Raw genomic sequence first — 22,080 nt, forward strand, 5'->3', positions numbered from 1 at the left:
CGGTTCCAAGCAGCGCACACCGAGCTTGCCGTAGGAAATGCGCCGGGCCTATCGGCGTTTTCCTACAGCACGGATGCCCGGGCTCGCCGGTGTGGGAAAGCGCCTTACGGGAGAACCCGGAAGACCGCGGCGGCACGGGCGCGGGCGGGACGCGGGCGACCGGCGCGGCGGGGCCGTGCCGGATTATGGGAGTTTATGCGGGGCTATGCGGGCCGCCGATCGCGGCCCAGATCTCGTCGGCGGTTTCGCAGAACCGGAACAGCTCCATGTCGTGCGGATCGATCATCCCTTCGTCGACGAAAAAACCGAAATCGACCGCCGAGCGCCAGAACGCGCGGCCGACCAGCACGACCGGCAGCGGTGCGATCTTGCGGGTTTGCAACAGCGTGAGCACTTCGAACAGTTCGTCGCAGGTGCCGTAGCCGCCCGGGAAGAACACGGCGGCCTTCGCGCGCTCGAGCAGATGCAGCTTGCGGATCGCGAAGTAGTGGAAGCGAAAGCACAGCTCGGGCGTCACGTACGGATTCGGATATTGCTCGCGCGGCAGCGTGATGTTGAGCCCGATGTTCGGCGCGCCTGCGTCGTGCGCGCCGCGATTGGCCGCCTCCATGATGCCCGGGCCGCCGCCCGTGATGATCGTGAGGCGCCGCGGATGCGGCGAGCGGCCGGTCTCGCCGACGAGCCGGCCGAGATCGCGCGCGACGCCATAGTAGTGGCTGCGCTCGAGCAGCCGCACCGCGATGCTGACCGCATGGCGGCGCTCGGGATCGTTCGGGCGCTCGGCGAGCCTGCGCTGCGCGTCGGCGAGCCTCGTGCGCGCGATGGCGGGCGCCGAGATCCGCGTGCTGCCGTAGACGACGACCGTATCGCAGATGCCGAAGCGCTGCAGCGTTTCCTCGGTCTTCCAGTAGTCGAGCTGCAGGCGCACGCCGCACATTTCGGGGCGCTGCAGGAACGCGAGATCCTCGTCGGCCTGCCGGTACGTCGGGCTCGATACGAGCCGCTCGACGGTGGCCGGCAGCGGCGCGCGGCGCTTCGGCGCGATGCGCGCGCGACGGGGCGTCGCGCGCTTTCCGGCGGCAGGCGCGCCGGCGGGGGCGGCGGCGGACGCGCGGCGGCGCTTGACGCGTGGCGGGGGCGGGTGGTTCATCGCGCTGTCCGGGTACGGAAGGTCGGGGCGACAACCACGTTAAGCCGGATCGTTGCGCGCCGCTTGATCGCGGTCAATGTCGGCCGACAAAGGCAGTGTAACGATGCGCGGCTGTCCGGCGCCGCGCGCGATGGCGGCGCTTGCCGGCATCGCGGGTGAGCCGCGCGCCCGGTATCGGGCTCACGCTTGACGCATGTCAAGCGACATCCTTCGAAGAACCGGAAGATGCTAATCAGGCGCCCCGAAGATGGACGCAACGCTTTTCGCTCCGGCAGGTCATCCCGCTTTGCCGCATGAGCGCCAGGGGAGAAAGGACAATGGGAATTGGAATGCAGATCGCCTATTTCGGCTTCGCCGGATCGGCGCAGCTCGAAGCCGAGGCGAGCATCCAATTGATCCGTCTGGAGAGATTCAGCGCGCGCCTCGCGGGCTGCCACCTCGCGATCGAGGTGCTTGGCGCCGGCACCGCGAACGCGATGTATGACGTCCGTCTCGATCTGATCACGCGCGACTACGAATTGAAGCCGATTCCGCACATGACCGGCGCCGATCCTCTCGACGCGATCCGGCGCGCCTTCGACGCGGCGGAGCGAGAGCTCGCCGCGGCGTTCGCGTGACGGCCTGACGGGCAGGCGGGCGGCGGCCGCACGGCGAGGCAAGCGGCGTGAATCCGATCGCGGATCGTACCCGGCGGTCGATCCGGCGATCCGGCGAATTTCCGAAGCGAAACGCCGAAGCGAAACGCCGAAACGAAAGGATTGCCGGCCGCGATCTCGATTCGATGAATCGACGAGCCTGCGCACTCGCGCGCCGCCGAATCGGCGAGCGGGCGGGCGAGCCCGTCCTAACGCATCCGCCAACCGAGGAGCCGAGCCGGTCTTTTGAGCCGCCCTGTTTCGCCGAACGCCCGATATGCTTCGCGCGCGCCGGGCATGCGCGCCTCGACGCATGTCGAACGCGCTTCGCGCCGGCGGCGCGGCGCCGTCCGCTCAGGACGTCTCGCGCCCCGTGAACAGCTCGTGTTCGGCGGGCGCGACGGTTTCGTCGACGCACTGAACGTGCCACTCGCCGACGACAGGCGCGCGATGCGCGTGCGGATACCAGCGCGCCGCGCCCGTCTCGCCCTCGAACGGGCCCTGCTTCGCGCCGAGGTCGAGCCCTTCGAGCACGCACAGCGAATGCGCGTCGTCGGCGCCTGTCACGCGCGTCGCGCCGTCGCGGCACACGACGTTGCCCCACTCGGGCAGGTCGACGCCCGCGTGGCCTTCGCGCGACCACCTGCGTTCCACCGTGTCGATCCACAGGATCGCGTAGGCGGCCGGATTGGTGGACGCGAACGTGTCGAGATGAACGGTGATGCGCACGGTTCGCTCCTTGTCGAACGCGCGGCGGCGCCGCGCTACTGGCTCATGACCCATTGAATCAACGTATGCGCGTCCTCCTTCGACAGCGGGCCGCCGCGCTCGGCGGCGGTCGGCATCGGCGCATCGCCCCAGTGCGCGCGCCCGCCGCGACGCAGCTTCTGCTCGAGCATCGCGGCGGCGTTCGGCACGTCGCGATAGCGCTGCGCGATCTGATGAAAGGACGGCGCGAGAAACGGCATGTTCGGCGCGTGGCAGAACATGCAATGCTGCTGGTCGACGAGCGCGGTCGGCTCGCGCACCTGCGCGTCGGCGCGGGTCGCCGCGCCGATGCAGATCGCGCCCAGCGCGCACGCCAGCGCAATATTCGGCAGTCTGTTCGTCATGGCGCGCACCTCGGTCTGAAGAGCCGATTCCAGTCTAAGCGGCGGCGCGGAGCGGCCGTTGACCTGCATCAATGCGGTTCGGGCGAAATCGTCGAGGGCGGGCACGGGCGCGCGCCATCCCGCGCCGCGCGCGTTCGCGCGAGCGCGACCCGGCGACGCTTGACGCAAGTCAAGCCATATCGGCGCCCCGGGAGTTCAATCGATGACGATGCGCTTACGCTGGAACCGTCGGATTCGACGACGGAGAGGGAACAGGGATCATGCACCAGGACACGCTTTTCGATTCGCTGCTCGCCGCCGCGCAGCGCAGCTCGATCACGAAGGGAGAGTTGATGCACATGCTCGATGACGAAATCGCGCGCCTCGCCGACGGCGCGCGCGTTCACGACTATCTGCGCGTGATCGCGATCAGGCGAGTGCGCGAGCGGATCGCGTCGCCCGCGGGCACGGCCGACGACGCGCACGCGCGCCGTTCGGGAGCGCGTTGATGCGCGCGATGGTCTTCGACGGCGGCGCGCCGCGGCTGCGCGAAGCCGAGTTGCCGGACCCCGTGCCGGGGGCGGGGCAACTGTTGATCGACGTGCACGCGTGCGGCGTGTGCCGGACCGATCTGCACGTCGTCGACGGCGATCTGCGCGATCCGAAGCGGCCCGTGATCCCGGGGCACGAGATCGTCGGCACGGTCGCCGCGCTCGGCGCGGGCGCGGAGGGCTTCGCGATCGGCGAGCGCGTCGGCGTGCCGTGGCTCGGCCACACGTGCGGCCACTGCGCGTACTGCGCGAGCGGCCGCGAGAACCTGTGCGACGCGCCCGGCTTCACCGGCTACACGATCGACGGCGGCTACGCGCAGCGCACGGTCGCCGACGCACGCTTCTGCGTGCACGTGCCGAGCCGCTACGACGACATCCATGCGGCCCCGCTGCTGTGCGCGGGCCTCATCGGCTACCGGACGCTGAAGATGGCGGGCGCCGCGCGCCGCATCGGCCTGTACGGATTCGGCGCGGCCGCGCACCTCGTCGCGCAGGGCGCGCGCTTTCAGGGGCGCACCGTCTACGCGTTCACGCGAGCGGGCGACGCCGCCGCGCAGCAGCTCGCGCGCCGGCTCGGCGCCGCATGGGCGGGCGGCAGCGACGAAGCCGCGCCCGAGCCGCTCGACGCGGCGCTGATCTTCGCGTCCGTCGGCGCGCTCGTGCCGGCCGCGCTCGCGGCGGTCGTGAAGGGCGGCATCGTCGTGTGCGGCGGGATTCACATGTCGGACATCCCGTCGTTTTCGTACGACTTGTTGTGGGGGGAGCGGCGGATCGTGTCGGTCGCGAACCTGACGCGCGACGACGCAGCGGAATTCATGCGAATTGCGAACGACGTTCAACTCGACGTGGAGGCCACGCCGTATCCGCTCGCGCAGGCGAACCAGGCGCTCGACGATCTGCGTGCCGGGCGTCTGACGGGCGCGGCGGTGCTGACGATGCGCTGACGCGCAATCCGCTGCGCGTTGCCTGCGTCGCGCCAACCGCCCCGGACGGAACCGGTGCCGCGTTCTGCTCGCGCGTCCGGCTGCGCGTCGACACGTCGACACGTTGGCGTGCCGGCTCGTTCGCTCGATACCGCACCGCCGCGCGCGATGCGTCACACGCGCGCGAGCCCTTGCGGATCGGTGATGCGGATCTGCTTGCCGCGCGGCGCGATCAGATTGTCGCGCTGGAATTTCGACAGCATCCGGCTGACCGTCTCGAGCTTCATCCCCAGATAGCAGCCGATTTCCTCGCGCGTCATCCGCAGGTTGAACTCCGATGCCGAATAGCCGCGTTTCTGGAAACGCTCGGAGATGTTGAGCAGGAACGCGGCGACGCGCTGCTCGGCCGTCATCGTGCCGAGCAGCATCATCAGGCTCGACTCCCGAACGATCTCGCCGCTCATGAGTTGATGCACGTGGTGCTGCATCGGCTTGACTTCGCGGCACACCGCTTCGAGCTGCGCAAACGGGATGATGCACACGGTGCTGTCCTCGAGCGCGATCGCGTCGCAGTTGTGGCGGCCGCCGCACACGCCGTCGAGGCCGAGCGTCTCGCCGACGATCTGGAAGCCCGTCACCTGCTCGCGGCCGTCGCGGTGCATGACGACCGTCTTGAACGAGCCGGTGCGCACCGCGTAGATGCTCTGGAACGTGTCGTGCGTGCGAAACAATGCGTCGCCGCGCTTCACGTGGCGCGTCGTGCACACCATCGCGTCGAGCCGGGCGAATTCGCTCGGCGTGAGGCCGGCCGGCATGCACACGTTGCGTATCGCACAGCTCGAGCAGCGGGTCGCCGGCAGCTTCGGCGCGTCGTCGGCCGTGATGGGATGCAGTCGGAACACCGGCCGCTGCGGCTCGGCGCAAGGCATGGCTTCATTGACAGAGGCAGTCAGCATAATCGACTCCTTTCATGCGCGACGCCCGACTGGCACGATCGGACGTGGCGTACACGTGGCGCGGCACGCGGTGCCGCTTTGCGCGACGGCGTCGACGAAGCGATCGACGCGCGTCTCGCGGCATGCCGGACGGCGAATGCAAACTGCCGGGGCTGTCGTCCGGGGGCCCGGCTCGCACGTCGTGGTGCGCAATCCGCCATTTCGTTGCGATCGCCGAATCGGCCCACGCAAGCTGCCCGCTAAGAGCATAGACGACGAAACGCGGGGTGGAGCGATCCTTCGCGGAGCAGCCCTATGGTTGCCAGTATGGGATGCGGATTGCCGCATCGAAATTGGCAAACATTGAACCTAGCGTAAGCATCAGCGTAGCGCTGTAGGTCGTTTCCTACAGCAGTGGCAAGGGTTGTTGCCGTTTGTTCGTTTGACTCAGGTCAACGGATCGCGTGAGTGCGCGCTTACAGTGAAAAACGCGATAGCGTTAAGGGGTTTCACGGAGTATCGCGGCGGCGGATGTGGACAGGTCGCCGCGCATGCGAACCGGCGCGCGCGTTCGCCGCGCGCCGCGAGCAGTACATTTCTCAACCCATGTCCGGATGGCGACCACGCGACCCCGTTTGCGGGGCGCGGGGCGTCGATGCCAAACCGGGCACCTTATCGGGAGGCCGTGATGGAAGCAAAACGCGTGGCGTTCGTGACGGGCGGTATGGGAGGATTGGGGGCGGCGATCAGCCGGCGGCTGCACGACGCCGGCATGGCCGTGGCGGTGTCGCATTCGGAGCGCAACGATCATGTGTCGACGTGGCTGATGCACGAGCGCGACGCCGGACGCGCCTTCAAGGCGTATGCGGTCGACGTCGCGGATTTCGAATCGTGCGAGCGGTGCGCGCAGAAGGTGCTCGCGGATCTCGGCAAGGTCGACGTGCTGATCAACAATGCGGGGATCACGCGTGATGCGACGTTCCTGAAGATGACGAAGGGCGACTGGGACGCGGTGATGCGAACCGATCTCGACGCGATGTTCAACGTGACGAAACAGTTCATCGCGGGCATGGTCGAGCGGCGCTTCGGACGCATCGTCAACATCGGCTCGGTGAACGGTTCGCGCGGCGCGTTCGGTCAGGCGAACTACGCATCGGCGAAGGCGGGCATCCACGGCTTCACGAAGACGCTCGCGCTCGAAACGGCGAAGCGCGGGATCACGGTCAACACGGTGTCGCCCGGCTATCTCGCGACCGCGATGGTCGAGGCGGTGCCGCAGGACGTGCTCGAAGCGAAGATCCTCCCGCAGATTCCGGTCGGCCGGCTCGGTCGGCCTGACGAAGTGGCGGCGTTCATCGCGTTCCTGTGTTCGGACGACGCGGCGTTCATCACCGGCGCAGACCTCGCGATCAACGGCGGGATGCACATGTCCTGACCCGGGGGGCCGACGCCGTTCGTACGGAGTCGGCGCGCTTCGGCTTCCGGGCGGGGCGCTTCGCCTCGATGCGTCGCGCGCGGGGCGGCCCACGCCGCGCGTGGCGTCGCCGGACGTCTGGTTCGCGCGGTGCCTGCATCGCATGCCTGAAACGGCGGCATGCCGCGCTGCCGGGGTGGCGCGACCGCGGGCCTCCTTGCCGGCCGCCCTTGGCCGGCCGCGCTTCGGATGCATCGAGCCAAGACCATTCCGCCGTCGTTGTCGCTCGATTGTTCCGCGCAATCATTCAGGGTGACGAAACATCCGCGTCGGATCTTGCGGCAAGCGTGCGCCCGCACTGCATTCGTCTGCCGATTCGTCGCGCCTGATCCCGACGAATCGGGGCGCGCGGCGATATCCGGACGGGTCCGGCCGATGGGGCCGACGCGTTTGAAGCGCTCGATGCGCTCGGCTTCACGAAGCGCAGGACATCGGCGCGTGCCCGGCGCTTCGCGCGTCACGTCGAAATCACTTCGCGCGCGCGTGTGCGTCCTCGAGCTCGACCGATTCGAGATACGACGGCACCTCGCAGCGCCAATGCAGGGTTTCCTCGATCCGCCGCCGCAGCGCGTCGGCCGCCGCGGGCTCGCCGTGCGTGACGAACGTGCGTACGGGCGCGCTCGACTGCGCGCCGAGCCATCCGAGGATCTCGCCGTAGTCCGCGTGCGCGGACAGCGACGAGATCATCTCGACTTGCGCGCGCACGCGCACGTATTCGCCGTGAATCTTCAGCGTCGGCTCGTGCGCGGCGAGCGCCGCGCCGCGCGTGCCCGCCGCCTGGTAGCCGACGAGCAGGATCGTGTTGCGGCTGTCGGGCGCGTAGCGCGCGAGATGGTGCAGCACGCGGCCGCCCGTCGCCATCCCGCTGCCCGCGATGATGACCATCGGCCCGTTGTGATCGGCGATCGCCTTCGATTGCTCGACCGTGCGCACCATCACCGCCGCGTGGCCGATCGCGTCCGCGTCGGACATCGTGAGCCGGTGGTCGGAGAGCCGCCGCCGGTAGATTTCGGTCACGCTCGTCGCCATCGGGCTGTCGAGAAAGACGCTCACGTGCGGCATTCGCCCGGTCTTCTTCAGTTGCGCGATGTAGTAGAGGATCTCCTGCGCGCGTCCGACCGTGAAGCATGGCATCACGACCACGCCGCCGCGCGCGAAGGTCTTCGCGAACACGTCGGCGAGTTCGGTCTCGGGGTCGCTCGTGTCGTGAAGCCGGTCGCCGTAAGTCGATTCGACGACGAGATAGTCCGCGTGAACGGGCGGCACGGGCGCGCGCATGATCGGATCGTGCGTGCGGCCGAGGTCGCCGGAAAACGCGAGCAGCGTGTGTCGCCAGCAGACGATGACGCTCGCCGCGCCGAGAATGTGTCCGGCGGGCAGCAGGCGGAAGTTCAGGCCGGCCGCGAGCGTCGTCGGCGCGTCGAAATCGCGCGGCGCGAGGCGCGCGAGCGCGCGCTGCGCGTCGTCGGTCGTGTAGAGCGGCAACGCCGGATGGTGCTTCGAGTAGCCGTGGCGATTCGCGAAATCGGCCTCTTCCTCGAGGAGCCTCGCGCTGTCCATCAGCATGATTTCGCTGAGCGCCGCGGTGCCGTGCGTGCAATAGACCGGCCCGCGGAAGCCTTCGCGCACGAGCACGGGCAGATAGCCGCTGTGATCGAGATGCGCGTGCGTGAGCACGACGGCGTCGATCGAATCGGCGGGCACGGGCAGCGGGTTCCAGTTGCACAGCCGCAGCTTCTTCGTGCCCTGGAACAGCCCGCAATCGACGAGGACGCGTGTCCCGGCATCCTCGAGCAGGTACTTCGAGCCCGTGACGGTTTCCGTCGCGCCGAGGAACGTCAGTTTCATGCGACCTCCCGAAAAGCGTGTGGTGTTCGATGCGCCCATTGCACTACACGCGACACGCGCATTGCTGACGTGGATCAACCTGCGCGGCGAAGCCTTCTTGGCTCGCGGCAAAAAGGGGCGTGACCCGAAGAAGGCGCGGCGCTCCGTGCTTGTGCGGCGCAGAGGACGCCCCGCAACTGGCGGCGTCGGGTTAAACGGGGTGCCGGGGGCGTTGCGATGCGGCGAACGCAACTGCGGAAAAATCGGGCAGACGCATGCGCGCGACGCTCGCCGTGTGGGCATCGGGCGATTGGTGCGACGCCGCTTGCGCGCTGCGAAAGCGGCGTGCGCAAAACCGTAGGCAAGCAATGGGCGCCGCTGCGCAAGCGCGCCGTCGGCACGCATTGCCATGGCGCGGGCGCGCCGTTTGAAGGAAGCGCTCGGGCGTCGCCGAGCGCCGCGCGCACTGGAGGTTTGCGCGGGCGGGTAGGGAAACTCCGCAGCGATTCACGAGTTTTTTGCGTGAAGTCGTTCTTGCGCGGATGTCGAACGTCTCCTATCATGACATCCATCAATGTAACGTTGATTGATGATTTGATGTGAGATGGCGACCGCGCCCCAATCCCCAAATAGAACCGCCGGGGCGCTGCATCGAGTCGCACCGACGTTCCCTGACGGGACCATGGAGACAAATACTGTGAATCCGATTGTTCGTCGCGATATCCGCTTCGCCCTGCCGCCTGACCGTATCTGCGACTGGCACACCGAAGGCGTGGGCGTGACGCATCTGTTCAACGCGCTGTCGCTGCTGTTTCCGGCGGGCGAGCGCTTTTTCATGGATTCGGTGCGCAACTATCGCGACCGGATCGACGAACCGAATCTGAAGCGCGACATCGCCGGCTTTATCGGCCAGGAAGCAATGCATACGCGCGAGCACGTCGAATTCAACGATCTGCTGCAGGCGGCGGGCCTGCCCGCGCACAAGCTCGACAAGCGCCTGTGGACGGTGCTCGGCTGGTTCAAGAAAGTGCTGCCGCATTCGATGCAGCTCGCGATCACGATGGCGCTCGAACACTACACCGCGATGTTCACGGGCCTCGTGCTCGCGAATCGCATCACGACGAGCGAAGTCGACGGCTATCGCCAGATGTGGATGTGGCACTCGATGGAGGAAACCGAGCACAAGGCGGTCGCGTACGACGTATGGCGCGCCGTGATGAAGCCGAGCCTCGTGAGCTACCTGCTGCGCACCGGGACGATGCTGTTCGTCACGCTCGTGTTCTGGGCGACGCTGTTCGATTTCAACACGCGTCTGCTGATCTCGCATCGCAGCCGCATCGGCGGGGGGCTCGGCATCGGCAAGCTGGTCAAGTATCTGTGGGGCCCGAAGAACGGCATCTTCGCGCAGATCGCGCGCGAGTGGATCGACTACTTCCGTCCGGGCTTCCATCCGTGGGATCACGACAACAGCGTGCATCTGGAGCGCATCGACGATCTGCTCGCCGAGATCGACGCGAGCAATGCGCGCCAGGCGGCGAAGGCTGCGCCGCGCCGGGTGCCGCTGCATCCGGTGCCGCAGGCGGTGTAACGCAGGACAAGCAGGCAAATCAGGGAGAAGAGAAGGGCCGCTACGAGCGGCCCTTCCGTTTTTTCGGGCCCCGCTCGCCGGAGCCCATGCGCGGCCGACGTTCGTTCTCGTTGCGCCGCCTCGCGGCGTTTTGCCCGTTTCTTGCCCCGCTTCGGCACGCCTCGCGCCGCGTTGCGCCGCAGCGAAGATCGGCCGATTCCACATTCGTCATATTTTTCGATGCCGCGCTGCACCGGACGCGCGCCGGCCCGCGATACGCGGCGGCGAGCCACGAGCCGCCGCGTATCGTGTGCAACCCATTGATCGGCAAAGCGTTTTGCCGGAACCGATCTTGCGCGCCGCAGCACGTCATGTTGCAGGCGAGCTCTGATGAATCGGGTAGAATCCGCGCTGCGCAAAAAATGCGTGCGGCGCGGCGCGCCCGGTCGGCACCGGGCCGCGCGCCGCGGATCGTCCCGGGGACGCGCCGAATCCGGCGTCCTGCCCGGCGCGGCGTCGAACCGTCGCCCGCCGCTTTTGCCAGCCCGTTATGTCACCACACCCGAATTCCGACAACTCAACCGCACAATCGAATCCTCCTCAGCTGCGCCGCAGCCTGAAAGCCCGTCACCTGACGATGATCGCGATCGGCGGCTCGATCGGCACGGGCCTGTTCGTCGCGTCCGGCGCGTCCATCTCGCAGGCGGGCCCCGGCGGCGCGGTGCTCGCCTATCTGCTGATCGGCCTGATGGTCTACTGCCTGATGATGAGTCTCGGCGAGATGGCCGCGTTCATGCCGGTGTCGGGCTCGTTCGCGACGTACGGCGCGAAATACGTCGAGGAAGGCTTCGGCTTCGCGCTCGGCTGGAACTACTGGTACAACTGGGCGGTGACGATCGCGGTCGAGCTCGTCGCCGCGCAGCTCGTCATGCATTACTGGTTTCCCGACGTGCCGGGCGTCTGGTGGAGCGCCGCGTTCCTCGGCGTGATGTTCCTCCTCAACGTGCTGACCGTGCGCGGCTTCGGCGAGGCCGAATACTGGTTCGCGCTCATCAAGGTCGTCACCGTGCTCGCATTCATCGGCGTCGGCCTGCTGATGATCTTCGGCATCCTGAAGGGCGGCCCGAGCAACGGCTGGAGCAACTTCACGATCGGCGACGCGCCGTTCGCGGGCGGCTTGCCCGCGATGATGGGCGTCGCGATGATCGCCGGCTTCTCGTTCCAGGGCACCGAGCTGATCGGCGTGGCCGCCGGCGAATCGGAAAACCCGCGCACGACGATTCCGCGCGCGGTGCGTCAGGTGTTCTGGCGCATCCTGCTGTTCTACGTGCTCGCGATCTTCGTGATCGGCGTGCTGGTTCCCTACACCGATCCGAACCTGCTGAAGAGCGACGTGACCGACGTCGGCGTGAGCCCGTTTACGCTCGTGTTCCGACACGCGGGCCTCGCGTTCGCCGCCGGCGTGATGAACGCGGTGATTCTGACCGCCGTGCTGTCGGCGGGCAACTCGGGGATGTACGCGTCGACGCGGATGCTCCACAACCTCGCGACCGAAGGCCGCGCGCCGAAGCTGTTCGCGAAGCTCTCGGCGGGCGGCGTGCCGCGCAACGCACTGTACGCGACGACCGCGGTCGGCGCGCTGTGCTTCCTGTCGTCGCTATACGGCGACAAGACGGTGTATCTGTGGCTGCTGAACACATCGGGGATGACGGGCTTCATCGCGTGGCTCGGCATCGCGCTCAGCCACTACCGTTTCCGCAAGGGCTACGTGCGCCAGGGCTTCTCGGTCGACCAGCTGCCGTATCAGTCGAATCTGTACCCGTACGGCCCGATCTTCGCGTTCGCGCTGTGCATCGTGATCGCGCTCGGCCAGGACTATCAGGCGTTCCTCGCGAACAAGATCGACTGGGTCGGCGTGCTCGCGACCTACGTCGGCATTCCGCTCTTCCTCGTCGTGTGGCTCGGCTATCGGCTCGTCCACAAGACGCGCTTCGTCGGTTACGAAGACATGGACATCGCGTCGTGGGTGGCCGAGCACGAGCGCGCGGCGGCGCACGAAGCACGCGAAGCGGCGGCCATTCGCGTGCCGTCGAGCCCCGAAGCGGCTTCATAACGCATCGCGTCCCGCAGCGCTCGTTCGCTTCGCTGCGAATTCGACAGGCGGCCGGCCCGGCATCGGGCGCGGCCGCTTTTTTGGTTCATCGCAGAAAACCGTGGAGCCTTGGAGAACGATTGCGTAACCTGACGCCTGATTTTATGGATGTCAGGAGGCGGAATTGCTCGATCGCAAGGCACTTCAGGCACTAGGTTGCTGGACAGGCTATCGGCTGGAGCGGGTGGAGTGGCCGCAGGGCGATAGCCGCACGCTGTCGCTCTACCTGAAGCCGGTCAGTCGGATCATGTACTGCGAGCAATGCGGTGCGCGTTGCCAGCAGATTCATGAAACGACCGTACGGCGGGTACGTGATCTGCCGTTGTTCGAGTACCGGGTGGTGCTGCACGTGCCTCGACGCCGAGTCTGGTGCGAACGCTGCGGCGCAGCGCGGCTGGAGAAGCTGGACTGGCTGGGCCGCTACCAGCGGGTGACGGAGCGGTTTGCCCAGGCCTGCGAGAAGTTGCTGCAGGCCGCCAGCGTACAGGCCGTGGCGGCCTTCTACGATCTGGGCTGGCACACGGTCAAATCGATCGACAAGATGCGCTTGCGCGCGCGCGTGGCCGAACCGGACTGGTCGACGATCCGTTATCTGGCGATGGACGAGTTCGCGCTCCATAAAGGCCATCGCTACGCCACGGTGGTGGTTGATCCGATCGGCCGGCAGGTCCTCTGGGTTGGGCCCGGACGGTCACGCGAGACGGCGCGCGCCTTCTTCGAACAACTCCCCGAAGGCGTGGCCGAGCGCATCGAAGCGGTCGCAATCGACATGACCACGGCCTATGAGCTGGAGATCAAGGAACAGTGCCCGCAGGCGGAAATCGTCTTTGACCTGTACCACGTCGTGGCCAAGTACGGTCGCGAGGTGATCGATCGGGTACGGGTGGATCAGGCCAACCAACTGCGACATGACAAGCCGGCCCGCAAGGTTCTGAAGTCCAGTCGCTGGTTGCTGCTGCGCAACCGTCATAACCTGAAGCCAGAACAGGCCGTGCATCTGAAGGAACTGCTGGCGGCCAATCAGTCGCTGTTATGCGTCTATGTGCTGCGCGACGAGCTCAAACGGCTCTGGTTCTACCGCAAGCCGGCCTGCGCGGAAAAGGCTTGGGGGCAATGGTTCGAACAGGCTCAGCAAAGCGGGATCGCCGCCTTGCAAAAGTTCGCCCAGCGCTTGCAGGGTTACTGGCACGGAATCGTGGCCCGCTGCCGCCATCCGCTCAATACCAGCGTCGTCGAAGGCATCAACAACACGATCAAGGTCATCAAGCGCCGAGCTTACGGGTACCGCGACGAGCAATACTTCTTCCTCAAGATCCGCGCCGCGTTCCCCGGGATTCCGCGATGAACCGCTTTTTTTTTGTTTGCGTTGCCCGTCGCGCCGGTGTTTGGGCTCGACGGCGCGCGTGGCGCGTCGTGAACGCCGCGCGAGCGGACGCGGCGCTTGCCGCGTCAAGCGCGGCGATGCGCACGCGCGTCGCGCCATCGTGCGAGCGGGCGCGTGGCGAGCCAGTGCGTCGCGAGCACGAACGCGACGCCGATCAGGCCGCCCGCCAGTACGTTGACGACGCGCTCGACGGCGATCGCCGCGGACTGCTGCGCGACCCACGATGCACATGCGATGCACGCGCAGCGCGCGCCGAAGCCGCTCGCGTAATGGCGGAACGCGACGAGCGTGAGCGCCGACGCGAGCGTCGCGAGCGTGTAGACGAGCGCGCCCTGCGGCAGCGCGTAGCCGGCCGCGAGGCCGAGCGGCACGCCGACGAGCGCGCCGAGGCCGCGATCGCGCAGCTTCAGGTGCGCGGTGGCCGCATCGCCGGTCACGACGCTCGCGGCGGACCAGATCGCCCATTGTCCGTTGTCGATGCGCCGCCATTCGACGAGCAGCGCGGCGACGGCCACCGCGAGCGCGACCGCGACGATTGCCTGCATCGCATTGCCCCACGCGGCGGGCCGGCCGAGATCGCGCGCGTCGCGCCAGCCCGAGAGCGCGTGCAGGCGCCGCGCCGCAGGCACGCCGCGCAGCGTCGCGATGCATGACAGCGCGATGGGCGGCAGCATCGCCGCGCACAGATAGGGAACGAGCCGGGGCGCCGAAAGATGCGCGGCGGCGGCTTCGCAGGTCAGATACAGCGACGGGATGAAGACGAAGTTGCCGAGCGAGCGCAGCCGCGCGCCGAAGCGCGACAGCGCGACGGCCGCCGCCGCGAGCGCCGCGCAGCCGGCGACGAACGCCGGCCATGCGTTCAGCGCGCATGACAGCGACAGGAAGCCGGCGATGATCGCCGCGCCCTGCGCGAGCGCGCCGAGCGGCGCGATGCCGACGCGCTCGACGGCGATCGCGATCGCGATCGTCGCGATCGACGCGAGCAGCCAGCGCGCATCGCCGGTTGCGCCGTACAGCGCGATCGTCGGCGCGCAAACGACGAGCGTGCGGCCGAGCGTCGGCAGGTCGAACGCGGCGCCGATCCGGGCGGCGAGCGCGCCGCGCCGCGCGCGGCTCATGCAGGCCTCGCGCGAGCCGCGCTCACAGCGCCGCGAGATCGTCGACCGTGACGATCCGCGCGATGCCGCGCAGCGCGTCGATCGAGCGCTGATGCTCGTCTTCCGTCGCGGCGGCGCACGCGTCTTCGAGCACGAGCACTTCGTAGTCGCGATCGTGCGCGTCGCGAGCCGCGGCCTGCACCGCCCACGTCGTGCTGACGCCCGCGACGATCACGCGCTCGATCCGGTGCGCGCGCAGCGCGGCTTCGAGGCGCGTCGCGTAGAACGCGCTCACGCGCGGCTTGACGACGACGAGCTGCACGGCGTCCGCGTCGAGATCCGGGTGAAACGCCGTGCCGGGGCCGCTCAGATCGAGCGCGCCGAACTCCTTCGCACGGCCGAACATCGGCGAATGCGCGGGCAAGTCCGCGTAGCCGGGCTCGAAGCCGACCTTGACGCCGATGCGCAGCCAGTCTTTCCGCTTCGCGGCGGCGAGCGCGCGGTTGAAGCGGCCGACGACGTCGCGCTGCGCGGCGTGCGCGGCGCTGCGGGCGATCTTGCCGGCGGGATGCATGATGTCGACGATGTAGTCGAGGCCGATCAATGCGGTGTTCATCGTGAGCTCCTGGGGGAGGGGGCGGGCGGCGCGGCGCTTGCCGCTTCGTCGAATCGCGCGAGGCGTTCGAGCAGCGGGCCGGCGGCGGCGAGCAGCGCGCGTTCGTCGGCGTTCAGGCATGCTTGCATCGCGTGCACGAGCCATTCCTCGCGCTTCGCGCGGTTGCCGTACAGCATCTGCTTGCCGATCGCGGTCAGCGTCACGCGGCTCCTGCGCCCATCGGCCGGGTCCGCATGACGCTGGATCAGGCCGGCGCCATCGAGCTCGCGCAGCAGCGCGGCGAGATTCGACGAGCGCATTCGCTCGGCCGACGCGAGCTCGGACGGCGTGACGTTGCCGCCGAGACGATCGATCGCGCCGAGGACGACCAGTTGTGAGAACTGCACGGGATCGGCCTGCGCCTCGCGACGCAGACGCCGGTTGAGCGCTGTGATGTGGCCGCGCAGGCGGGAAGCTTGCTGGAGGTGCTGGGCGGTGATCATGTTTGCTACTTTAATATAGCTATATTTGTATAGCAATATCGGGAGCCGATCGAAAGCGGCGGATATTGCGGCGCCCGACGTTGCGCGGTGCCCATGCCTGCGGCGGCGCGGTCATCGTGCGCGCGGCGCGGCGTGCGGCCGTTCGCATTCGGGCGAGCAGGCGAATACCGAGACGGCACTCTATGCCTACCAAGCGCTTGTTGGGTTGCCTTATCGTTTATCGGTTTTCCATCGACGGCGATTCGCGCGGCCGACCGCGCGGCGGATCGAGCGCGATGCAGCGGTTGAATCGTGTGAATGCCGAATGCGCGCCGGCCGGGCTGCGCGCGGCGTGCGAACCGTCGTTCGAGCCAACGAGGAGCAGGCGATGCTGACAGGGGGGATGTTGATCGGATCGGCCGTGACGCTCGGCGTGTGGGCCGGCCGCCATCCGTTGGCCGTGCTGAACGCGGCCGCTCGCCGTCCGACGTTCGTCGGCCGGTTCGACATCGCGTACGGCGCGGGGCCGCGTCGCGCGCTCGACATCTATTTGCCGGCTGACCGCTGCGCGCCGACTGCGGGCGGCGGCTTGCCGATCGTCGTGTTCTTCTACGGCGGCAGCTGGCGGCGCGGCCGGCGAGGCGACTACCGGTTCGTCGGCGAGGCGCTTGCGTCGCGCGGCTGCGTCGTCGCGATTCCCGATTACCGGCTTTATCCGGATGCGGTGTTCCCGGATTTCGTCGAGGACGCGGCCGCAGCGGTGCGCTGGGCGTGCGATCACGCGGCCGAGCTCGGCGCGGACCCGCGCCGCGTATACGTCACCGGCCATTCCGCGGGTGCGCAGATCGCGACGCTGCTCGCGACCGACGGCCGCTTTCTCCGCGCGCACGGTCTCGACAAGCGCGATCTCGCGGGCGTGGTCGGGCTCGCCGGTCCGTACGATTTCCTGCCGCTCAACGATGCGACGCTCGAGCGGATCTTTCCCGAGCCGGTGCGCGACGCGAGCCAGCCGATCCGCTTCGTCGACGGCAGCGAGCCGCCGATGCTGCTCGCATCGGGCTTGCGCGACGCGACGGTCAAGCCGGGCAACACCGCGCGATTCGCCGCGCGCGTCGCCGCCGCGGGCGGCGCGGTGCAGGTAAGGCTCTATCCGGGAATCGGGCATGCGCTGCTCGTCGGCGCGTTCGGCTTGCCGTTGCGGCGCTTCCTGCCGGTGCTCGATGACGTTGCCGCATTCGTGCGCGGCGCGCCGCGCGCCCGGACGTGAGCGCGGCCGCGAACGAGGGCGCAACCGGGTTGCGACGCGCGGGCGCGGCGGCGCTCAGCCCTGATCGCCGCCGCCGACGGGCAGCACCGAGCCGGTGATGTACGACGCCTCGTCCGATGCGAGAAACAGGATCGCGGCGACCTGCTCGTCGATCGTGCCGTAGCGATGCATCAGGCTCGACGACAGCGTCTGGTCGACGATCGCGCGATACCAGCGCGCATCGTCGTCGCCCGGCGGTTCCGTGTTGCGCGGCACCTGACGCGGCGGCGCGTCGGTGCCGCCCGCGGCGACCGCGTTCACGCGAATGCCGTGCGCCGCGTGCTCGAACGCGAGGCTCGCGGTCAACGCGTTGACGCCGCCTTTCGCGGCCGCGTACGGCACGCGATGAACGCTGCGTGTCGCGATCGACGACACGTTGACGATCGCGCCGCCGCCGCGCGCGATCATGCCGGGCAGCACCGCGCGGCAACACCACAGCGTCGGGAACAGCGAGCGGCGGATTTCCGCTTCGATCTGCGCGACTTCGTAGCGGTCGAACGGCTTCGTCCAGATCGTGCCGCCGACGTTGTTGACGAGCACGTCGATCGCGCCGAATGCGTCGACGGCCGCGCGCGCCATCGCTTCGGCGCCCGCGTACGTTTCGAGATCGGCGACGACGGCGAGCGCGCGGCCGCCGTCGCGGATGATGTCGGCCGCGACGTCGTGGACGAGATCCGCGCGATCGACGAGCACCGTCGTCGCGCCTTCGCGCGCCGCGCGACGCGCGACGCCGTGGCCGATGCCTTGTGCGGCGCCCGTGACGATCGTCACTTTGCCGTCGAAGCGGCCGGGGGCGTGATGTATGGTCATCACGCGCTGCTCGACGAGAATTTTTCGAAGTACAGGTTGGCCGGCGCGACGCCGCGCTCGCGCAGCCACGTCTGCACCGCGTCGACCATCGGCACCGGGCCGCACAGATAGATGTCGACGTCGCCGCCGTTCAGCCAGTCGGGCTCGACGTGCGCGGTCACGTAGCCCTTGCGCGGGTGCGCGCTCGCGTCGTCCGCGACGCAGGTCCGGTACGCGAAGCCGGCGAGGCGGCGCTCGACGTCGCCAAGGCGCTCGAGCGCGACGAGATCGTCGTCGCGCGTGACGCCGTAGACGAGCCGCACGGGCGGCGCGCCGTCGCGCGATGCGCAGACGTCGAGCATCGACAGGAACGGCGCGATGCCGGTGCCGCCCGCGAGAAAGAGCGCGGGCCGCGCGGCGTCGCGCAGGTAGAAGCTGCCGTGCGGGCCGGAGAACGCGATGCGCTGGCCGGGCGCGGCCTCGTCGGCGAGGTAGCGGCTCATCCGTCCGCCCGGCACGTTGCGCACGAGAAACGACACGCGCGCGTCGCCCGGCCGCGAACTGAACGAGTACGAGCGCGTCGCGCCGACGCCGGGAATCTCGACATTCACGTACTGCCCGGCGAGAAACGCGAGCTTCGCGGGTTCGTCGACGTCGATCGAAAAATGCAGCGTCGACGCGGACAGCCGCTCGACCGACGCGAGCGTGCCCTCGTGGCGCGCGGCGCCCGTCTTGCATGCGGCGGACGAGGCGGGCACGTCGATCACGCAATCGGAGCGCGGGCGCGTCTGGCAAGCGAGCACGTAACGTCGCGCGGCCTCGTCGGCGGTGAGCGCGTCTTCGATATAGCTCGATTCGGGCAGATCGTAGTCGCCCGATTCGCAGCGGCAGCGGCAGGTGCCGCACGCGCCGTCGCGGCAATCGAGCGGGATGTTGATCTGCTGGCGATACGCGGCGTCAGCGAGCGTTTCGCCTTCGCGGCACGCGATGAAGCGGGTGACGCCGTCTTCGAACTGCAGGGCGATGCGGTGTTCCATGGTGCGTTCCTCGGGCGAGCCGCGATCTCGCGGCGCGCACCGGCTAGATGTGGTAGATGTCGATCAGCTGGTTGATGTAGTCGTTCTTCAGGACGATGTACTTGCTGACGATCTTCGGCGCGTCGCCTGCGAAATCGATCGCGTAGCGCGACATGCCGAAGTAGCTCGACACCGTCTTGTAGCGATAGCTGAGCGTGTGCCAGTTAAAGCGTACGACGTGCACGTCGCCGTCTACGCTTTCGCGCTCGACGTTCGCGATGTTGTGGCTCGTGCGCGTATCGGGCATCGTCGCGCTCGATCGCTCGGTCTTGATGCGGAACACGCGATCCTCGAGCCCCTGCCGGTTCGGGTAGTAGATGAGCGAGATCTCGCGCTGCGGATCGGTGACGAGCGTGTCCGCATCGTCCCAGGACGGCATCCAGAACTCGGCGTCCGGGTGATAGCAGTCGAGCCACGCGTCCCATGCCTTGTCGTCGAGCAGCCGGCTCTCGCGGTAGAGGAACGCCTGGATGCAGGCGATGTCGATCGTCTTCATGCGCGGCTCCTTTCGGCGGCGAGCGCGCGCTTCATCGTCGCGATCCAGTAGCGGTGCTGGACCGTGTAGAGCCCCTCGTCCTCGGTTTTCACGCCGCTCATCAGCGGCCGGATGCCGATCCGGCGCGCCGCTTCGTCGGGGCCCTCGATCCAGTGCGAAGCGCCGCGGCTCATGTCGTTCCATTCGACCGCGCGGCCCGCGTAGCCCTGCTGGCATGCGCGGAATTCCTCGAGATCGTCGGGCGTCGCCATCCCGCTCGCGTTGAAGAAATCCTCATATTGGCGGATGCGTCGCGCGCGCGCGTCGGGCGCTTCTTCCTTCGGCGCGATGCAGTAGATCGTGACTTCGGTGCGATCGACGGCGAGCGGGCGCAGCACGCGGATCTGCGAGCCGAACTGGTCCATCAGATAGACGTTCGGGTACAGGCACAGGTTGCGCGAGTTCCGGATCATCCAGTCGGCGACGTCGCCGCCGCAGCGTGCGGCGAATTCGTCGCGGCGATCGAAGTTCGGCCGGTCCTCCGGATTCGCCCAGCGCGTCCACAGCAGCATGTGGCCGTGATCGAACGCATAAAAGCCGCCGCCCTGGCGGCCCCAGTTGCCCGCATCCATCGCGCGGATCGCGTCTTCGTGCTGCGCGTCCGTCTTGCGGTGATTGACGGTCGCCGCGTAGTTCCAGTGAACGGCCGATACGTGGTAGCCGTCCGCGCCGTTCTCGGCGGTGAGCTTCCAGTTGCCTTCGTATGTGTACGTCGACGAGCCGCGCAGCACTTCGAGGCCGTCCGCCGACTGATCGACGATCATGTCGATGATGCGCGCGGCGTCGCCGAGGTACGCGGCGAGCGGCTCGACGTCCGGATTCAGGCTGCCGAACAGGAAGCCGCGATAGTTCTCGAAGCGCGCGATCTTCTTCAGATCGTGCGAGCCGTCGCGATTGAAGCAGTCCGGATAGCCGGCTCCTTCGGGGTCCTTCACTTTGAGCAGCTTGCCGCTGTTGCTGAACGTCCAGCCGTGGAACGGGCACGTGTAGCTCGCGCGATTGCCTCGCTTGTGCCGGCACAGCATCGCGCCGCGATGCGTGCACGCGTTGACGAACGCGTTCAGCTCGCCCTGGCGGTTGCGCGCGATCACGATCGGCTGGCGGCCGATCGTGGTCGTGTAGTAATCGTTCGCGTTCGGGATCTGGCTCTCGTGCGCGAGGTAGATCCAGTTGCCTTCGAAGATGTGCTTCATCTCGAGCTCGAACAGCATTTCGTCGGTGAACGCGCTGCGGTGCAGCCGGTAGTCGCCGCAGGCCTTGTCTTCGACGAGGAACTCGTCGAGGCTGCGCGGCGTCGGATGGCGATCCGGATGGATCGGGATCATGGGGCGTCTCCTGATGGGCTCTGATCGGTACCGGCGCGCGTTCCGGACGGACGGTCCGGCGCTGCGCCGCAACGCGCGTCGTGCGGAAAACCCCGGATGAACTTGCGATGCTTCGCAGGTATAGTGCTCGACGACGGCGCGGCCAGATTTGAGGATAGTTGCCGGCAAAACGGTGCGTCCAACACTGATTGAGTATCGGATCGATATCCTCGAGGTATGAAGATGGAATTGCGGCATCTACGCTACTTCGTCGCGGTCGCGGAGGAGCAGAACTTCACGCGAGCGGCCGAGCGCCTGCACATCGCGCAGCCGCCGCTGAGCCGCCAGATCCAGCAGCTCGAGGACGCGCTCGGCGTGATGCTGTTCGAGCGTCACGCGCGGCCGCTGAAGATGACCGACGCGGGGCGCTTCTTCTATTCGCACGCGGTGCAATTGCTCGCGCAGACGGCCGAGCTCGAATCGATGACGAAGCGCATCGGCAAGATCGAGCGCGCGCTGTCGGTCGGCTTTGTCGGCTCGACGCTGTACGGGATGCTGCCGCGCATCATCCGGCGCTTTCGCGCGGAGCACGGAGAAGTCGAGCTGAGCCTGCACGAGATGTCGACGATGGACCAGATCCAGGCGCTCAAGGACGGGCGGATCGACGTCGGCTTCGGCCGCATTCGCCATGAGGACCCGCGCGTGCGGCGCATCGTGCTGCGCGAGGAGCGGATGATCGTCGCGCTGCCGGACGGGCATCCGCTCGAGGCGACGAAGCCGGTGCTGTCGCTGCACGACCTCGTCAACGAGACGCTGATCATCTTCCCGAAGTCGCCGCGGCCGAGCTATGCCGACCAGGTGCTCGCCGCGTTCCACGATCGCGCGCTGAAGCCGCGCCGGATCTACGAGACGCGCGAGCTGCAGATCGCGCTCGGGCTCGTCGCGGCGGGCGAGGGCGTATCCGTCGTGCCGCACAGCGTGTACGGGCTCAGGCGCGACGACGTCGGCTACAAGGAGCTCGACGATCCGAACCTCGTGTCGCCGATCATCATGAGCACGCGGATGCTCGACGAATCGGAGGACATTCGCGCGATGCTCGAGCTGATTTATCGCTTGTACGACGAATTCAATATGGCGTATCTGCCGCCGCACGGATGAGCGGGAGGCGGGGAGCGCGATGCCGGGGCGCATGGCGGCGGAGCGCCGG

The 22,080-nt window shown here is 68.0% G+C and carries 21 protein-coding genes; 9 read left to right on the forward strand and 12 right to left on the reverse strand.

The annotated features are described in order from the left end of the window. Positions 1-193 precede the first annotated feature (193 nt). Complete coding sequence (locus tag BTH_RS02365) at positions 194-1,150, reverse strand: LOG family protein (RefSeq protein ID WP_009895416.1); 957 nt, start codon at positions 1,148-1,150, stop codon at positions 194-196. A gap of 329 nt (positions 1,151-1,479) precedes the next feature. On the opposite strand from BTH_RS02365, the gene BTH_RS02370 reads away from it, so the two are divergent. After that, positions 1,480-1,767: a hypothetical protein gene (locus tag BTH_RS02370; protein WP_009895418.1), complete on the forward strand. Its 288-nt coding sequence runs from the start codon at positions 1,480-1,482 to the stop codon at positions 1,765-1,767. A gap of 372 nt (positions 1,768-2,139) precedes the next feature. Here the strand turns inward: BTH_RS02370 and BTH_RS02375 are convergent, their stop codons facing one another. Both BTH_RS02375 and BTH_RS34750 read right to left on the reverse strand, forming a co-directional pair. Further along, positions 2,140-2,568, reverse strand: coding sequence for a DUF3564 domain-containing protein (locus BTH_RS02375; RefSeq protein ID WP_009895419.1), 429 nt, complete (start codon positions 2,566-2,568; stop codon positions 2,140-2,142). Next, complete coding sequence (locus BTH_RS34750) at positions 2,550-2,897, reverse strand: c-type cytochrome (protein WP_025370111.1); 348 nt, start codon at positions 2,895-2,897, stop codon at positions 2,550-2,552. Before BTH_RS34750 ends, BTH_RS02375 begins: the two co-directional genes overlap by 19 nt. Before the next feature lie 260 nt (positions 2,898-3,157). On the opposite strand from BTH_RS34750, the gene BTH_RS02385 reads away from it, so the two are divergent. Both BTH_RS02385 and BTH_RS02390 read left to right on the forward strand, forming a co-directional pair. Then, positions 3,158-3,385, forward strand: coding sequence for a DUF3562 domain-containing protein (locus tag BTH_RS02385; RefSeq protein WP_009895422.1), 228 nt, complete (start codon positions 3,158-3,160; stop codon positions 3,383-3,385). Further along, positions 3,385-4,371: a zinc-dependent alcohol dehydrogenase family protein gene (locus tag BTH_RS02390; RefSeq protein ID WP_009895423.1), complete on the forward strand. Its 987-nt coding sequence runs from the start codon at positions 3,385-3,387 to the stop codon at positions 4,369-4,371. Before BTH_RS02385 ends, BTH_RS02390 begins: the two co-directional genes overlap by 1 nt. A 152-nt stretch (positions 4,372-4,523) precedes the next feature. Here the strand turns inward: BTH_RS02390 and BTH_RS02395 are convergent, their stop codons facing one another. Beyond that, positions 4,524-5,306 carry a helix-turn-helix domain-containing protein gene (locus tag BTH_RS02395; RefSeq protein WP_011400916.1) on the reverse strand — a complete coding sequence of 261 codons (783 nt, stop codon included), beginning with the start codon at positions 5,304-5,306 and terminating at the stop codon, positions 4,524-4,526. Positions 5,307-5,973: 667 nt separating this feature from the next. Between BTH_RS02395 and BTH_RS02400 the strand changes: the two genes are divergently transcribed. Next, a complete protein-coding gene (locus tag BTH_RS02400; RefSeq protein WP_009895425.1) occupies positions 5,974-6,720 on the forward strand; it encodes a beta-ketoacyl-ACP reductase in 747 nt (248 codons plus the stop codon). A 507-nt stretch (positions 6,721-7,227) separates the two neighbouring features. Here the strand turns inward: BTH_RS02400 and BTH_RS02405 are convergent. Beyond that, on the reverse strand, positions 7,228-8,607 hold the full coding sequence (locus BTH_RS02405; RefSeq protein WP_009895426.1) for an MBL fold metallo-hydrolase RNA specificity domain-containing protein: 1,380 nt from the start codon (positions 8,605-8,607) through the stop codon (positions 7,228-7,230). A 676-nt stretch (positions 8,608-9,283) separates the two neighbouring features. Between BTH_RS02405 and BTH_RS02410 the strand changes: the two genes are divergently transcribed. From BTH_RS02410 to BTH_RS02425, 3 genes are all read left to right on the forward strand, one after another. Next, complete coding sequence (locus BTH_RS02410; RefSeq protein WP_009895427.1) at positions 9,284-10,174, forward strand: metal-dependent hydrolase; 891 nt, start codon at positions 9,284-9,286, stop codon at positions 10,172-10,174. 529 nt (positions 10,175-10,703) lie between these two features. Next, the gene (locus BTH_RS02420; RefSeq protein WP_009907241.1) at positions 10,704-12,266 is read left to right on the forward strand and encodes an amino acid permease; all 1,563 of its coding nucleotides are present in this window, start codon (positions 10,704-10,706) and stop codon (positions 12,264-12,266) included. Between the two features lie 163 nt (positions 12,267-12,429). Then, positions 12,430-13,650 carry an ISL3-like element ISBma1 family transposase gene (locus BTH_RS02425; protein WP_011400919.1) on the forward strand — a complete coding sequence of 407 codons (1,221 nt, stop codon included), beginning with the start codon at positions 12,430-12,432 and terminating at the stop codon, positions 13,648-13,650. A 104-nt stretch (positions 13,651-13,754) separates the two neighbouring features. Here BTH_RS02425 and BTH_RS02430 read toward each other — a convergent pair whose 3' ends face one another. Genes BTH_RS02430 through BTH_RS02440 form a run of 3 tightly spaced genes read right to left on the reverse strand, consistent with a single transcriptional unit; the run spans position 13,755 to position 15,884 of the window. Then, complete coding sequence (locus BTH_RS02430) at positions 13,755-14,807, reverse strand: FUSC family protein (protein WP_009895431.1); 1,053 nt, start codon at positions 14,805-14,807, stop codon at positions 13,755-13,757. Between the two features lie 22 nt (positions 14,808-14,829). Then, positions 14,830-15,402, reverse strand: a complete 573-nt coding sequence (locus BTH_RS02435) for an isochorismatase family cysteine hydrolase (protein WP_009895432.1) — start codon at positions 15,400-15,402, stop codon at positions 14,830-14,832. After that, positions 15,399-15,884 (reverse strand): MarR family winged helix-turn-helix transcriptional regulator, encoded by a 486-nt coding sequence (locus BTH_RS02440; RefSeq protein WP_009895433.1) that lies wholly within the window; start codon positions 15,882-15,884, stop codon positions 15,399-15,401. Before BTH_RS02440 ends, BTH_RS02435 begins: the two co-directional genes overlap by 4 nt. A gap of 304 nt (positions 15,885-16,188) precedes the next feature. On the opposite strand from BTH_RS02440, the gene BTH_RS02445 reads away from it, so the two are divergent. After that, positions 16,189-17,130 (forward strand): alpha/beta hydrolase, encoded by a 942-nt coding sequence (locus tag BTH_RS02445; RefSeq protein WP_009895434.1) that lies wholly within the window; start codon positions 16,189-16,191, stop codon positions 17,128-17,130. A 54-nt stretch (positions 17,131-17,184) separates the two neighbouring features. Here BTH_RS02445 and BTH_RS02450 read toward each other — a convergent pair whose 3' ends face one another. Genes BTH_RS02450 through benA form a run of 4 tightly spaced genes read right to left on the reverse strand, consistent with a single transcriptional unit; the run spans position 17,185 to position 20,894 of the window. After that, complete coding sequence (locus BTH_RS02450) at positions 17,185-17,979, reverse strand: 1,6-dihydroxycyclohexa-2,4-diene-1-carboxylate dehydrogenase (RefSeq protein WP_009895436.1); 795 nt, start codon at positions 17,977-17,979, stop codon at positions 17,185-17,187. Continuing rightward, positions 17,979-18,995, reverse strand: a complete 1,017-nt coding sequence (gene benC, locus BTH_RS02455; RefSeq protein WP_009895437.1) for a benzoate 1,2-dioxygenase electron transfer component BenC — start codon at positions 18,993-18,995, stop codon at positions 17,979-17,981. The genes BTH_RS02450 and benC overlap by 1 nt, the downstream gene beginning before the upstream one ends. Before the next feature lie 43 nt (positions 18,996-19,038). Then, a complete protein-coding gene (gene benB, locus BTH_RS02460; RefSeq protein WP_009895438.1) occupies positions 19,039-19,530 on the reverse strand; it encodes a benzoate 1,2-dioxygenase small subunit in 492 nt (163 codons plus the stop codon). After that, complete coding sequence (gene benA, locus BTH_RS02465; protein WP_009895440.1) at positions 19,527-20,894, reverse strand: benzoate 1,2-dioxygenase large subunit; 1,368 nt, start codon at positions 20,892-20,894, stop codon at positions 19,527-19,529. Before benA ends, benB begins: the two co-directional genes overlap by 4 nt. Positions 20,895-21,116: 222 nt before the next feature. Between benA and BTH_RS02470 the strand changes: the two genes are divergently transcribed. Next, a complete protein-coding gene (locus BTH_RS02470) occupies positions 21,117-22,031 on the forward strand; it encodes a LysR family transcriptional regulator (RefSeq protein WP_038707688.1) in 915 nt (304 codons plus the stop codon). Positions 22,032-22,080 lie beyond the last annotated feature (49 nt).

Origin of the sequence: Burkholderia thailandensis E264, assembly GCF_000012365.1 — a bacterium.
In the GTDB taxonomy this organism is placed as follows: Bacteria; Pseudomonadota; Gammaproteobacteria; order Burkholderiales; family Burkholderiaceae; genus Burkholderia; species Burkholderia thailandensis.

Coding starts and splice junctions, on each gene's coding strand:
- BTH_RS02365 (WP_009895416.1), bottom strand. CDS start 1,150: ATGAACCACCCGCCCCCGCCACGCGTCAAGCGCCGCCGCGCGTCCGCC.
- BTH_RS02370 (WP_009895418.1), top strand. CDS start 1,480: ATGCAGATCGCCTATTTCGGCTTCGCCGGATCGGCGCAGCTCGAAGCC.
- BTH_RS02375 (WP_009895419.1), bottom strand. CDS start 2,568: ATGGGTCATGAGCCAGTAGCGCGGCGCCGCCGCGCGTTCGACAAGGAG.
- BTH_RS34750 (WP_025370111.1), bottom strand. CDS start 2,897: ATGACGAACAGACTGCCGAATATTGCGCTGGCGTGCGCGCTGGGCGCG.
- BTH_RS02385 (WP_009895422.1), top strand. CDS start 3,158: ATGCACCAGGACACGCTTTTCGATTCGCTGCTCGCCGCCGCGCAGCGC.
- BTH_RS02390 (WP_009895423.1), top strand. CDS start 3,385: ATGCGCGCGATGGTCTTCGACGGCGGCGCGCCGCGGCTGCGCGAAGCC.
- BTH_RS02395 (WP_011400916.1), bottom strand. CDS start 5,306: ATGCTGACTGCCTCTGTCAATGAAGCCATGCCTTGCGCCGAGCCGCAG.
- BTH_RS02400 (WP_009895425.1), top strand. CDS start 5,974: ATGGAAGCAAAACGCGTGGCGTTCGTGACGGGCGGTATGGGAGGATTG.
- BTH_RS02405 (WP_009895426.1), bottom strand. CDS start 8,607: ATGAAACTGACGTTCCTCGGCGCGACGGAAACCGTCACGGGCTCGAAG.
- BTH_RS02420 (WP_009907241.1), top strand. CDS start 10,704: ATGTCACCACACCCGAATTCCGACAACTCAACCGCACAATCGAATCCT.
- BTH_RS02430 (WP_009895431.1), bottom strand. CDS start 14,807: ATGAGCCGCGCGCGGCGCGGCGCGCTCGCCGCCCGGATCGGCGCCGCG.
- BTH_RS02435 (WP_009895432.1), bottom strand. CDS start 15,402: ATGAACACCGCATTGATCGGCCTCGACTACATCGTCGACATCATGCAT.
- BTH_RS02440 (WP_009895433.1), bottom strand. CDS start 15,884: ATGATCACCGCCCAGCACCTCCAGCAAGCTTCCCGCCTGCGCGGCCAC.
- BTH_RS02445 (WP_009895434.1), top strand. CDS start 16,189: ATGCGCGCCGGCCGGGCTGCGCGCGGCGTGCGAACCGTCGTTCGAGCC.
- BTH_RS02450 (WP_009895436.1), bottom strand. CDS start 17,979: ATGACCATACATCACGCCCCCGGCCGCTTCGACGGCAAAGTGACGATC.
- benC (WP_009895437.1), bottom strand. CDS start 18,995: ATGGAACACCGCATCGCCCTGCAGTTCGAAGACGGCGTCACCCGCTTC.
- benB (WP_009895438.1), bottom strand. CDS start 19,530: ATGAAGACGATCGACATCGCCTGCATCCAGGCGTTCCTCTACCGCGAG.
- benA (WP_009895440.1), bottom strand. CDS start 20,894: ATGATCCCGATCCATCCGGATCGCCATCCGACGCCGCGCAGCCTCGAC.
- BTH_RS02470 (WP_038707688.1), top strand. CDS start 21,117: ATGGAATTGCGGCATCTACGCTACTTCGTCGCGGTCGCGGAGGAGCAG.